We start from the raw sequence: 12,221 nt of genomic DNA on the forward strand, positions 1-12,221 counted from the left end.
TAACGTCAGCAACGGTATTAGTTCGTGTGTTGTACACAAATGTATCTCCAAAAAGTAAATAGAAAGGGTGAGAAGCCCTTTACTTACTCTCTAAATATACAGTGCTCTAGATGGATGCGGTGTTTAACCTTTCTGGATGCTCGATCATGATTAGCCGGAATGCGCGATGATCTTGGCGCGCTAACTAATGCGATAACAAGCAGAAACGTAAGAGGAAGAACCCAATTAGTCAGTGGGCCCGAGAAAGAAAGCATGTTCTTAGACAGGCTGCAGCTACTTTTACCGGGGGAGGTCAAAGGTTGAGAAGCGGAAGGACCGAATACATTGTCATACAGAGATTGCATTTCAGAAGACGGTTCAACAGCAGATGACACTTGTGCCACTTTTTCAAAAGAGAGGTTCGCGTTTGAGAAGAGTTTGTCTGCGGATACAGTTGCTGCCAGACAAGTCATGATGACTAATCCGGTAAGCAATAAAGCCCAAAGCGATCTTTGTTGGCTCAAGCTGTAGTTAGGTAAAACAGACAGAGGTGAATCCTGCAAACGAAAAATTAACACGGTTAGGGTAGTGAATAATTTGGTGTGCGACAAGTTATAATCGCGTCAAAGCGGATCTTAAAATGTAACAAGTTGAATAGATTTAAGAGATGAAATGGTCTTAAAAGCGACGAATGTGCGTGATTATCTAGGGAAAAGGAACAAAAAAGCCAACTCGCAAGTTGGCTTTTTCTAGCTGATAAAGCGTATTAGTGAGAACGACGAGGGCCGTTACGCACTAGGTCTTTACCCGTTTCATACACTTCATCAGTGATCCAGCGAGCCAGTAGCACTTGGTGGCTGCTATTGAATACAGCAACAAAGTGACGACCGTCAGAGTTGTTCGTCGCCATACCAACACCTTCAACACCCTCTAGGCCTAAACCGCCAGACTCAACTGCAATTAGAAACTTCTCTAGCTCTTCTAAAGAATCAATAATATCAAGTTCGTTGTTCATCTTTTTACTCGTCATTTTACTGTTTGGCGACTCACATTATAGCTTGTGATAGAGCCGCGTCTTTCTGTTGGGCGCTACTCTACAGGTCATCTCTTCAGATTGAAACTCTCAAATTTTTGAACTCTCTAGTATTTCTGAGAGCCGTTCGAATAATTTCGTTTTAAATAATTGTTATTCATATTCTTTTTACTACTCTTTAAAGTGGTTTTCGGTCTTTATTAGAGGTTAAGGATGATGAATTTTTGGCGATATCTACTGTTGATGTTGGCACTGGTAACGTCTGTGAGTTTTGCAGAAAGCATAGAGAAAATATCAGAAACTCAAGATCAGTTAATGGTGGAGTTAGCAGAGCTGCAATCTGCTCATGAGGCTGAAAAGCCTTTTCTAGAAGATATTTTGAGGCGTAAGAATCAAGCACTACGTGATGAACTTTTCACTCAGCTCTCTTCCGATAACAAACAGCTGGTGGACAAAGTCCTAGGGCAGCAGGTGACGATGCTTGAGCAACTGCTCGAAATGAATGAAGTTAAAATCGTAACTCTGAGTAAGGAGAATCGGACCACAGAGGGCGAAGCCAAAAAGAGTATTGAGCTACGTGTACAGAAACGCATTGGCATGATGGACGACTATTATCGTCAATTAGCTAAAACGCTGACTTGGTCGAGCGATCGTGGAATCGATGTTGCAGCGTCGAAAGAGAAACTAAAAAAGGCGCTCGTTGTCCGGTCTGAATATCTAACCAACGCTATTTTGTACACAGATACACAACGTCAAGATTTAGAGAAACGTCTCGCTTTTGTCGGAGAGGAAGAAAAGGCTACCATTAACAGCGAGCTAGAGCGTTTTAGTGAACGCACCAGTGTTATGGTTGCCAGCTTGGAAGAAACCATCTCATTGATGGAGCCGTACGGCGTTGATGTAACGTCATTTAAACGCGTATTGTTGGCGACAACCGGTGACATCAATGCCGATGTTTTGGAGTGGAATGTTGCGCGTGATTTGGTAGAAGGCTGGGTACGAACTTTTGGCTCTTGGGCGTTCGAAAATACCCCGTCCTTTGTGGTTAAGTTAGCACTCTTCTTAGGTATTCTTTACGTCACGAGTTTACTCGCCAAGTTAGCTCGAAAAACAGTGAGAAAGAGTGTCTCGCATTCTAAGATGGACTTTAGTGTCTTGATGCAAGACTTCTTTGTCTCTATCGCTTCTAAAGCGGTCATCTTCATTGGTTTATTGATTGCACTTTCTCAAATCGGTATTGAGCTTGCTCCTTTACTCACCGGTTTCGGGGTTGCGGGTGTCATCATTGGCTTCGCCTTACAAGATACCTTGTCTAATTTTGCCTCGGGCTTGATGATTCTTATCTACCGCCCATATGATGTTGGCGATATGGTGAAAGTTGCGGGTGTGCAGGGCACTGTAAAAGACATGAGTTTGGTATCAACAACGGTACAGACTATCGATAACCAGCGCTTGGTGATACCGAATAACAAGATCTGGGGCGATGTGATTAACAACATTACTGCAGAGCGTGTTCGCCGTGTTGATATGGTCTTTGGTATTGGTTACTCAGATGATATTGATAAAGCCAAATCGGTGCTGAATGATATCATTATGGCGCACCCTAAAGTGCTCAAAAAACCAGAGCATATGATCAAGCTACATACATTGAATACATCATCAGTAGACTTCGTTGTTCGACCTTGGGTGAAAACCGACGATTACTGGGATGTGTATTGGGATGTCACTGAAACCGTGAAGAAACGATTCGACGAAGAGGGCATTACCATTCCTTTCCCTCAACGCGATGTTCATATCTATAATCATGAGCAAAGCTAATCGAGCTGTTACAAACTGAACCTATTAATAGACGCCCAAGCTGGCGTCTATTTTTTTGCTAGAGCGTAACTACCAGCCGATAAATAGCAGTGAAGCCAAATAATTCGGTATGATAGAAGTAGATTGAGTCAGCAAAGAATACCCATATGGATAACCCAGATCAGAAACCTCGAATCCGAAAGGCAAACCGCGTCGAGAGTGTGATGAACTCAGCGATGTGGCACCTCACACAACGTGACATGACAGAGCATGAGCTTGTCTCTAAGTTGAGGGTGAAAACAGACAATCAAGAGTGGATTGATGAAGTATTGCAAAGGCTCAAAGAGTTCGGGTACTTAAAATCGAATCAAGACTTTGCTGAGCAGTTTGTCGAGCAGTCATTTTTCGGTGAGTTTGGGTCATCTTATATCCTTGAAAAACTTAAGAAAAAAGGACTCAAGGACTCAGAGATCCATGACGCGATCCATAAAGTCAAAACGGAGAAGAATATCGACGAGCAGTCGTTACTCAATGACCGAATCAATAGCTACTACAATGAGTTCACAATCAGCCGTGAGAAGTTGGTTGCGACGCTTCAAAAACGTGGTTTTAGCTATCAACAAGTCAAGATTGCGATTGATCAGCACCCAAGCAGCGGCCAGCTGAAAACCAATATTCAGATCAAAGCTGAAAAAGCCGATTTGGAAAAAGAGGTGTTGAAGTATGCACGTAAAGGCAAAGGGTTAACTGCGATTAAGCAAGAACTCAAGCAGCGACAGATCGATATTGAAGGTTTGAGTGAGTTGATTGATAGGCTGATCAATGAAGAGCAGATCGATTTTTATACTAGCTGTTTAGAACAACTGCAGAAGAAATCTTACGACGTATCCGACCATAAAGAGCGAGCAAAAGCTTACGCCATGCTCACTCGCAAAGGCTTCTCTTCCGATGAGATCAAGTTTGCGCTAGCAGAAGTCGAGGGCACTAACGAATAGCGTAAGAGCTTTCAGCTATACCCAAACCATTCCTTAAAGCAAATTGAGTAAGCTCATTATGGCTATCGAGTTCGAGTAAACCCAGCATGCGATATTTGTGGGACTCAATGGTTCTTGGGCTTAGATGAAGCTTCTCGGCGCACTCTTTGGCGCTGTACCCTTGGGCAATAAGCGCCAGTACTTTAGACTGCTTTTTAGATAACAAAAGCAATTTGTCGCTGTCATCTTGCATACAGGTTTCGGTCTGTTTTAGTGAACGGGCGAGCGTGGAGTGCTGCCAGTAACAGAGCCAGATCTCGCAGATCAATTTTAGACGTTGAATATCTTCTGCGGCCAGTGTTCGAGCGGGGTCGTGGAAATTACTGAATGACAGTGCGCCCCAACGTTGTCCAAACAGTTGCAAAGGAATCACACAGTGCCAACGTCCTCCTTCTCGGTACAGTTGTTGTAAAACAAAATTGTCACTGTTAGCCATCTCATACTCGTTGAAAGTGAGGTGAGTTTTAGACGTTTTCAGGAGTTTTAGGTAATCGAGGTGATTGCCTCCCACAAACAAGCTCTTATTGACTTGCGGTATATGTTTCTTAGATACAGAGCAGGTCTTGCCTTCCTCAAGGCAAACCATGGAGTTTGGAAATAGAGTTAAACGGTCGATATCAAACCAATCAAGTACGTCAAAACCGGCCTCTGACCATGCTTGATTAAAATTGGTGGGATCACAGTTAATGAGCGCAGACGATTGCTCCATAACCAGTTGTTCGAAGCTCTTTTTGTTTGTATCCATTTGTATACCGGGTATAGCCGTATCTGTGTGAAGAGAATATTCAGTAATAATGTACACTGTTCAATTGCCGTATTTATAACACGTGGGGATTTATAAAAAAACCACATAAGTGTAAAGCAGTAGATATACTGCATAAATTATTGGTGTTTTTTAAGACAATTAATTCGTCTAAATTATAGCCAGTATTCACCATGTATCACCGAAAAATTGCTCTTGTAACGCTGTCCGCTCTAACGTTTTCAGTCAGCGCCTATTCATCCCCCATGTTTGTCTATGCTCAATCTCCCATTCACTCCAATGTTCTCTCTACTCAGTTACGCAGTGCTGAACCTAAGAGAACGGGTAGTGTGGAATTTAAGTCATCTTATACTCAAGCCAGTATTTGGGCACATACCAGTGATTACGCACTCGACTATTATCAGAATCAAACCCATCTGGCATTAGAGTGGCAAGCCTCTCCAGTATGGAAAACGGAGTTGGAGTATCGAAACGTCACGGCCAAGGATAATGGTTTAGACAGCTTTGTGATGGGGTTTCATGATCTATTTGGCATTGGGCAAAATGGTCGAGATCAAGTCGAAGATGATCAATTTAGTATGGATTTTCACAAAGCAGGCGTCTCGATCTCTGACTTTGAAGGCGACGACCTGACCAATGCAGTGACTTGGTATAACGAAGTCCTGATCGTCGCTCGTGGCCCTAGCATGCTATCGGTTGGAGGTTCCCTTTTTTATAATAAGGTGAAAGACGGCCAATTCGCGCGCAGTAGTTTTGAGCAAAGTGTGCAAGCCAATTACAGCATCGTTACACCACGACATCGTATCTTCAGCACGATTGGACTGGTTCACCGCAATGGCAACCAAGCCAATGTAGAGCTTGAAAACTTTAGCTTTAGTTGGGCTGTGGGATACGAACATGCTTTCAATATGCGTCATAGCCTTGTTGTCGAATCTCTTAATTACCATGGCTGGGCAACCAATGACCCAGACTTTTCTGAGCCCTCCAATGAGTTTGTATTGGGTTATCGCTATCGACTGCAACCCGTTATGTTTGAAGCGGCGATGACAGAAAATATCCGCAATATGGATAACAGCACCGATATCGCTTTTACCTTGGGTTTACGAATTCAAATATAACCTGAGTTGTATATATAGAGTTCAAATAAAATTCACGCTATTTATGAAATGCCGTAGATCTACGGTATATCGCAAGTTCGAATTTATTGAGAATGACGCCACACCAAAAGTCTTACTGATAAAAGGCTTAACAAACACAACTCACAGGTAGTGGTAACCATGAAAAAAACTCTTATTGCTCTTGCGATTGCAAGCATCTCAAGCTCTGCGTTTGCAGTAAACACTAGCAGCCAGAACAGCCAAAACGAAGAAATGTTCGCGTTTAACCCAATGCACAAAGATCAGTTCTCGGTATCTGGCTCATTTGGTCTGGGTGGTTACTACGACACAGGTTCAAAAGCGTTCTACGACGACTGGGCAACAGGTCTAACACTGGCACTTAACTACCGTAACAACCGTGTAGTGGCATATGTTGAAACTGACCTTATGCTTCAATACACGACAGACAACAACGTAGCGAACTCTGATGCTGTAACTTCAGGTTGGGTTAACGGTATCGACACTGGCCCAGCGACTCACGTTGATAAAGCGTGGATCGGTTTTGACACTGGTTACGGTATCGCTTCTTTCGGTTGGGAGAACGACACGGCACTGGATAAAGTTGATGGCGCGGGTGACACAACTTACGAGTTCGGTGCGTCTGCTGGTGATGCATCAGATGCGTTTAACGTAGTGAAATTCCAAGGCGCGACTAACGGCATTGCTTACGCAATCTCTTACTTCGAAACAGCTGATGACCATAACGATGCAGACAAAGGTGTGAACGGCTACATCGGTATCGAGCAAGAAGTATTCAATGTATACGCTGGTTACGAAACTCGTGATGATGAGAACGATTACGAAGTTTACACCGTGACAGGTAACATGAAGCTAGGCGCTGTTAAGCTAGGTCTGAACTCTTGGGTCGATCAAAACGACGAAATGAAGAACACAGGCTTCTACTTCTCAGGTGGTTACACTGTATCTGACGACCTAACTATTGCAGCAGGTTACACATTCAACACTAACGAAGAAGATAACCTATCAGACGTAGAGTTCTCTTACATCAACGTTGCCGCTATGTACCGTATCTCTGAAAACGCTGACATGGGTATCGATATCAAGCAAGACCTAGAAGGTGCGCGTATTGCAGGTACAAATACTCAATACGATGAAGAAACGCACGTATTCGCAGCGGCTTACTACTACTTCTAATAGCCATGTATAGAGGGGGCATGCCCGGTCTCCCTCTGATTATGTGTCTTAATGGTATATCCACTGTTTAATTTAAATGCCACTTCGTCATGAAGTGGCTTTTTGCGTATTTATTTTTCTGAGAACTATTATGATTAAAAGCATAACAGCGCAGGGGGTGATTTATGGTAACCCTACACTGTTTACTTGTAACCCGAACCGTGAAGGTAAATATGAACTGGCTCGTAAGGTAGGTCGAGAGCCTGGAACGCGCCCTCAAGATTTACAAAACAAAGTGTATGTTGATACGTTGGAAGAGGCTTTGAAACTTCTCAAAACCCATCACTACTACATTGTGTTATCAGGGAAAGTATTTGGTATTCATCGTAAATCGTTACGAAGCATCGATTCTGTCGATATTGTTTATCATGGTACTGAAACTATCAAATCAGTCTAGATTGGATTTAAGTGAGCTTAGCAAGACCAAAGCCTTTTAGCTGTCACCCGTTAAGGTAGTGCTTGGTTTACTTGAGTTATTAAAAAGCCGCTCAAATCACAATGATAAGAGCGGCTGTTGTTTGCTCGGTCTAGTTTAGATTAATTGGACGCACTAAGCGTGGTACTTCTCTGCGATATAACCTTCAAATGCAGTAAGCATAGATTCATCTGATTGTTGGTTATTCGCGATCTCAAAGGCGCCATCAACAATACTGATCTGAGCATTGAGACTACTCGCTGATGCTCTTTCACGTGTCGAAAGTGCCGCAATTTTATCTTGCTCGATTTGCCAAGCTTGAGCGCTGGTAAGATTACACGCGTCGGCTAAGTATTTCGCATTGAAGCCTTCACCAGTCAGGCGCTCAATGGTGGTGTTGTGATTAACACGGTTTCCATCATGCCAGTAATGCTTGGCAAGCAAGGGCCCAATCTCTGGGTTATCCGTTAGGTAGCCAAACTTTTCAGTGAAGTATGCTCGTGTTTGATATACCGCCATGTGCGCCAGTAAGTAGCCTTGGTAAGCGCAGGCTGCTTCGTCAGAAAGGAGGTGAGGAATCGCCATCAATGGACGTGGACTGACCTCTAAGCCTAGGATGTCAGACTCAGTTTGACGAGCAAGCTGAGTGATGTTGTCAGGCGTCAACTCTTCATCAGTCAGCTGGTAAAGTGCGCGTTCGAAGTAAGGCACGACTAAGATGCAACGCTCTTGGTATGCCTTAAATGGCTGTTTGCTGTCGATCATCGCTTTGATCAGAGAGTCAGGAACAGGTTCGCCTTTCGCATTCAATGCATATTGTTTCAACCAGTCGGCGTCGTCCAATAGGCTGTCACAGAACATGGATTGAGTTTCCGCATAAGCCATAGACGTTGGTGAAAACTCTTGTGAGAAGCAAGGCGCGTTCATTTTAACGTTGGCAAAGTGGGCAGCGTGGCCACCCTCATGGAAAAGGGTATTGATGCCGTCAAATCCGCTACCAATTTGATCTGGCTTTGCGTTACTCGTGAAATTGACTTGCGCAGGAACCCATTGGTTTTGGTCGTAAAATGACGGTGTTGGACCATGGCAGAAACCATTCGGGTATTTGCCTTTACGGTCTAGCAGGTCGAGTTTCAATGTGGCTTGTGAGTACTCAATATTCAGACGACCAAATGACTCTACCCAGCGACGCAGAGATTGGGAGAACGGCACGTAAGGATCCAGCTCGTTCATCACATCACCGGCAAAAGAGTAGGTGAAGTTGTGACCTTGTATTGCTGATTCGCCTTTTTCTTTTGCTAGGTTAGCCAAACTCTTTAAATGGCTGTCTCGGGTGCGCACTTCAAAGTCATCTAAAATGGCAAACAACTCTTCTGTCGTCATTTGTTCTGTCTTGACTACCGAGTAGTCGAAGTAGTTATCAAAGCCGAGAGAGCGAGCGAACGCGTTTCTCTGCTTGATCAATTCAATGAAGCCGTTGTTCAGTAGCCATTGCTCAAGGTCAAGCAGGGCTTGGTGAGCTGAACGACGCACAGCTTCACTGCCACTGTTTCGAATTGCAGAACCTAGAACAGGTAAAGAGCCTTCTACTTGGTCACCCGCTTCATTGGTATAAGTCATGGTGTGATTCTGTTTTTTCTCAAACAGTTCAGCTTCAAACGCAATCAGTTCAGATTTTAACGTCTGTGCATGGTCGCCCTCAATCGCGTGGGCTTTAAATGTCGCTAGCCAGCCTTGCAATCCGGTGGTGGTTGCCAGCTTTTCATCTTCGTCTTGAATCTGGCTAGCACCGCTAAGCTGTTGTTCAACTTGCGTAATTTTACCTGCATCGCTCAGAAATTGAGTCCAAGCCGTTTGAGCGCGTGTCGACCCTTCATGATCGTCACTGATCCCCATGTAGGTATCCCAAAAGAAGGCTTCTTTCTCTTGGTGAATGGCCAAGTATTCTTGGTTCAATTGGTTTAGAAATTGAGTGGGATTCATATCTTTCCTTAAATTCTGTCATGGTGGCTAGGTGTTTCTTGACCTAACCGAACTCATTGGTATGACGTATCCATTTATTGAATTAAGCACGTGGCCTAACCAATATTGCGCTCGATGATACAGGAACTCTTTATATTTCACTGTGATGCATATTTGCTGGGCGAATGTTTTCTGACAATTGATCACCAAGATAAGACACTGCATTTCGCGTATGCCATGTTATATGTTGACTTTATTATATGGAATGATATTCTAATTTGGGTAATGGTTCTCAACGTGACGGATTACGTTATTAAGCTAGAAATATTATCTATCGGGCATGTATGCCCGTTTTTTTTGCCTGTAATTTGTCAATGCACAGAGAAAGTGGTTCTGAAACTCGTATAATCAGAATCCTTGAATCTCTAGGTGACCCTCCATATGAAGTTGGCTTCTTGTTTTTGCTTGCTCGCGACTCTTTTCCTGACTCCCTCCAGTTTTGCCGCAGAATCGTGGTGGCTACGCACCGTCTTTAATAGTGAACCCACGTCACCGAGCGCAGAGAGCCTCATTCATGACGCTGAGCTGTTTGACTGTGGTGAGCAAGAAGGTACGCTGCTATGCAGTGATCAAACACAATACTATGACCTCAATGTGTTTGTTGAATTGGAACTCAAACAAGGCACGGTGTCGACAACACGCTTCTCAATGCCGTATACCTCTCTCAACGATACCAAGGCCCAGTTATACCTGCGTAAAGATGGCCTACACCTGAATACCGTAGAGGTAGATGGGGCGAGCTTTGATGTTCAGCAAGAGCTCGAGAAGCCAAAGAAAAGGGGAGCAACACCCGATAGTGTCGATAAAGCACTGATTACTTTTATCAACAGTGCGGCATCTGGCAATAAAAGTATGGTGTGGCGTTGGCCTGAAAACAGCCAAGCGACCGTCTTCATGACTAAGCGCAACGATGAGATCGTGATTGAACTAACCCGCGAAAAATAAACGGACTTTTTGAGATGGTGTGATTAATTATTGAGCGATTGTCACAATGTTCATCTAGGATTTTTCCGAGAGCCTCACATTTTTTCGGTGTCGGCTGTCAGCTAAGGCGTTATTTATTTGAGCCTATAATTAAATAAGCATAGGATACGGTTATTACTGATATAGGAGATAACCCATGGTTGCAAAAGTAACAATCGCGCCACAAGGCCCAGAGTTTTCTGAGCTGGTTCAAGGATATTGGCGCATGGCTGAATGGGGCATGACTCCGCAACAGCGCCTCACTTTTCTTAAAGAGCATATCGATTTAGGCATTACCACAGTTGACCATGCAGACATCTATGGTGGATACCAGTGTGAGAAGCTGTTTGGTGAAGCGCTGGCTATAGACCCAAGCGTGCGTGAACAGATTCAAATCGTGACTAAGTGCGATATTAATTTGTGTGGTGAGCACACCCCTGAGCGCAAGATCAATCACTATGACACCAGTGCTCAACATATCTATCAATCGGTAAACAACTCTTTAGAGCGCTTAGGCGTTGATGAGATTGATGTGCTGTTGATTCACCGCCCAGACGTACTGATGGATGCGGATGAAGTGGCTGAAGCGTTTAGTGAACTCTACAAGATCGGTAAAGTGAAGCATTTTGGTGTATCAAACTTTACGCCTCGTCAGTTAGAGCTTTTGCAATCCCGCCTTGGTAAGCCTTTGGTGACTAACCAAGTAGAGATCAATCCGCTCAACTTTGAGGTAGCGCATGATGGCACACTGGATCAACTGCAGATGAATCGAATTCGCCCGATGGCTTGGTCTTGCCTTGCTGGCGGTGAGCTGTTTACAGGCAAGAGCGAACAGGCTGTGCGTGTACGCAATGAACTGGAAGCGATTCGTAAAGAAGTTGGTGCTGCGAGTATCGACCAAGTGATTTATGCATGGGTACGTCGTTTACCTTCTAAACCACTGCCGATTATCGGCTCTGGTAAGATTGAACGTGTTCAAGCGGCTATTGATGCGCTAGACATCGAACTGACACGTGAACAGTGGTACCGAGTTTGGGTAGCATCGAAAGGTCACGGTGTGCCATAGACGCAAGCATATCTAAGTTCAGAAGATAAAAAAAAGGCCAGCGTTTGCTGGCCTTTCTGTTTTTTATCTATTTGTTATAGGGAGGAGGTGTTGCGGTTGGGTATCTCTGCAATTCGTTCTGCCATGTCACGCCGTTAGAGATATCTTGTGTACCCGTAATCATGGTGCCATCTACCGCGTTGTATAGTAGGAAGGGCGCATTAGTTAGATCACCTTCAATGTTGTAGTAATGGCAGTATGAGAAATACTCTCTACGCTGGTGAATATAGATCTGAAAGTCATTATTTAGCGCGGTTTGTAACGCCGCAGCGTTAAATGATTCATTGTTGGTCCAACCGTTACCGTTAAATTCGATGTCGACAAAGTGATCGCTGCTTACCATTTCTTGGAACAGAGCATAGCAACCTTTCGCGTTTCGAATATCGCGTCGAGTTGAGTTCTCATTTTGATCTTTTACTGGGTAGCACGAACCAGAGAAGTTTGAATACACACCGTCGATATTAAAATCTGAGGTATCTTTTCCTTGAAGCTCTGTCACATCCCCACCGCGTGCTAAACAAGCACCCTGATAGATTTCTGCACCGGAACGAAAGTTATCAAAAAGTGCACGGCCTGTTGCTTCACGGGCATCATCGGCAATCGAAAGAAACCTTGGTGCAGCCACAACAGCGATAGCTCCAATAATGACGATAATTATAATCAGTTCTAATAGTGTAAAGCCTTTATTGAGCGTATTGTTTTTCATTATCTAAGACCTTTGAAGTAATGCTCTGATTTAAACTCTGAGTATGACGTACG

The 12,221-nt window shown here is 44.0% G+C and carries 12 protein-coding genes; 7 read left to right on the forward strand and 5 right to left on the reverse strand.

The genetic code is table 11. The annotated features are described in order from the left end of the window. Nucleotides 1–83 precede the first annotated feature (83 nt). Nucleotides 84–452 carry a hypothetical protein gene (locus tag KI655_RS03385; protein WP_285401736.1) on the reverse strand — a complete coding sequence of 123 codons (369 nt, stop codon included), beginning with the start codon at nt 450–452 and terminating at the stop codon, nt 84–86. Nucleotides 453–745: 293 nt separating this feature from the next. Then, nucleotides 746–994: a hypothetical protein gene (locus KI655_RS03390; RefSeq protein WP_285401738.1), complete on the reverse strand. Its 249-nt coding sequence runs from the start codon at nt 992–994 to the stop codon at nt 746–748. 231 nt (nt 995–1,225) lie between these two features. Between KI655_RS03390 and KI655_RS03395 the strand changes: the two genes are divergently transcribed. Both KI655_RS03395 and KI655_RS03400 read left to right on the forward strand, forming a co-directional pair. Beyond that, nucleotides 1,226–2,830, forward strand: coding sequence for a mechanosensitive ion channel family protein (locus KI655_RS03395; RefSeq protein ID WP_285401739.1), 1,605 nt, complete (start codon nt 1,226–1,228; stop codon nt 2,828–2,830). A 146-nt stretch (nt 2,831–2,976) separates the two neighbouring features. After that, nucleotides 2,977–3,804, forward strand: coding sequence for a recombinase A (locus KI655_RS03400; RefSeq protein ID WP_373417252.1), 828 nt, complete (start codon nt 2,977–2,979; stop codon nt 3,802–3,804). On the opposite strand, the gene KI655_RS03405 is transcribed toward KI655_RS03400, so the two are convergent. Continuing rightward, complete coding sequence (locus tag KI655_RS03405) at nt 3,794–4,588, reverse strand: response regulator transcription factor (protein ID WP_285401741.1); 795 nt, start codon at nt 4,586–4,588, stop codon at nt 3,794–3,796. The two genes, KI655_RS03400 and KI655_RS03405, sit on opposite strands and share 11 nt — an antisense overlap. Before the next feature lie 191 nt (nt 4,589–4,779). On the opposite strand from KI655_RS03405, the gene KI655_RS03410 reads away from it, so the two are divergent. The 3 genes from KI655_RS03410 to KI655_RS03420 all read left to right on the forward strand — a co-directional run bounded on the left by KI655_RS03410 (nt 4,780) and on the right by KI655_RS03420 (nt 7,354). Next, a complete protein-coding gene (locus KI655_RS03410) occupies nt 4,780–5,724 on the forward strand; it encodes a DUF3187 family protein (protein ID WP_285401743.1) in 945 nt (314 codons plus the stop codon). 159 nt (nt 5,725–5,883) lie between these two features. After that, the gene (locus tag KI655_RS03415; protein ID WP_285401745.1) at nt 5,884–6,918 is read left to right on the forward strand and encodes a porin; all 1,035 of its coding nucleotides are present in this window, start codon (nt 5,884–5,886) and stop codon (nt 6,916–6,918) included. 130 nt (nt 6,919–7,048) lie between these two features. Continuing rightward, on the forward strand, nt 7,049–7,354 hold the full coding sequence (locus KI655_RS03420; protein WP_285401747.1) for a hypothetical protein: 306 nt from the start codon (nt 7,049–7,051) through the stop codon (nt 7,352–7,354). Between the two features lie 153 nt (nt 7,355–7,507). Here KI655_RS03420 and KI655_RS03425 read toward each other — a convergent pair whose 3' ends face one another. Next, nucleotides 7,508–9,355 carry a M3 family metallopeptidase gene (locus tag KI655_RS03425; RefSeq protein WP_285401749.1) on the reverse strand — a complete coding sequence of 616 codons (1,848 nt, stop codon included), beginning with the start codon at nt 9,353–9,355 and terminating at the stop codon, nt 7,508–7,510. A 420-nt stretch (nt 9,356–9,775) separates the two neighbouring features. Here KI655_RS03425 and KI655_RS03430 point away from each other — a divergent pair, with 420 nt between their 5' ends. After that, nucleotides 9,776–10,339, forward strand: a complete 564-nt coding sequence (locus KI655_RS03430; protein ID WP_285401751.1) for a hypothetical protein — start codon at nt 9,776–9,778, stop codon at nt 10,337–10,339. 175 nt (nt 10,340–10,514) lie between these two features. Further along, entirely contained in the window at nt 10,515–11,423 is a 909-nt protein-coding gene (locus KI655_RS03435; RefSeq protein ID WP_285401753.1) for an aldo/keto reductase family oxidoreductase, read from the forward strand. Between the two features lie 67 nt (nt 11,424–11,490). Here KI655_RS03435 and KI655_RS03440 read toward each other — a convergent pair whose 3' ends face one another. Further along, entirely contained in the window at nt 11,491–12,168 is a 678-nt protein-coding gene (locus tag KI655_RS03440) for a prepilin-type N-terminal cleavage/methylation domain-containing protein (RefSeq protein ID WP_285401755.1), read from the reverse strand. Nucleotides 12,169–12,221: the final 53 nt, after the last annotated feature.

The sequence above is a fragment of the Vibrio sp. D404a genome (assembly GCF_030248535.1).
Classification (GTDB): Bacteria; Pseudomonadota; Gammaproteobacteria; order Enterobacterales; family Vibrionaceae; genus Vibrio.

Excerpts from the sequence above, each read along its gene's own strand:
- KI655_RS03385 (WP_285401736.1), bottom strand. The coding sequence starts at position 452 with ATGACTTGTCTGGCAGCAACTGTATCCGCAGACAAACTCTTCTCAAAC.
- KI655_RS03390 (WP_285401738.1), bottom strand. The coding sequence starts at position 994 with ATGAACAACGAACTTGATATTATTGATTCTTTAGAAGAGCTAGAGAAG.
- KI655_RS03395 (WP_285401739.1), top strand. The coding sequence starts at position 1,226 with ATGATGAATTTTTGGCGATATCTACTGTTGATGTTGGCACTGGTAACG.
- KI655_RS03400 (WP_373417252.1), top strand. The coding sequence starts at position 2,977 with ATGGATAACCCAGATCAGAAACCTCGAATCCGAAAGGCAAACCGCGTC.
- KI655_RS03405 (WP_285401741.1), bottom strand. The coding sequence starts at position 4,588 with ATGGATACAAACAAAAAGAGCTTCGAACAACTGGTTATGGAGCAATCG.
- KI655_RS03410 (WP_285401743.1), top strand. The coding sequence starts at position 4,780 with ATGTATCACCGAAAAATTGCTCTTGTAACGCTGTCCGCTCTAACGTTT.
- KI655_RS03415 (WP_285401745.1), top strand. The coding sequence starts at position 5,884 with ATGAAAAAAACTCTTATTGCTCTTGCGATTGCAAGCATCTCAAGCTCT.
- KI655_RS03420 (WP_285401747.1), top strand. The coding sequence starts at position 7,049 with ATGATTAAAAGCATAACAGCGCAGGGGGTGATTTATGGTAACCCTACA.
- KI655_RS03425 (WP_285401749.1), bottom strand. The coding sequence starts at position 9,355 with ATGAATCCCACTCAATTTCTAAACCAATTGAACCAAGAATACTTGGCC.
- KI655_RS03430 (WP_285401751.1), top strand. The coding sequence starts at position 9,776 with ATGAAGTTGGCTTCTTGTTTTTGCTTGCTCGCGACTCTTTTCCTGACT.
- KI655_RS03435 (WP_285401753.1), top strand. The coding sequence starts at position 10,515 with ATGGTTGCAAAAGTAACAATCGCGCCACAAGGCCCAGAGTTTTCTGAG.
- KI655_RS03440 (WP_285401755.1), bottom strand. The coding sequence starts at position 12,168 with ATGAAAAACAATACGCTCAATAAAGGCTTTACACTATTAGAACTGATT.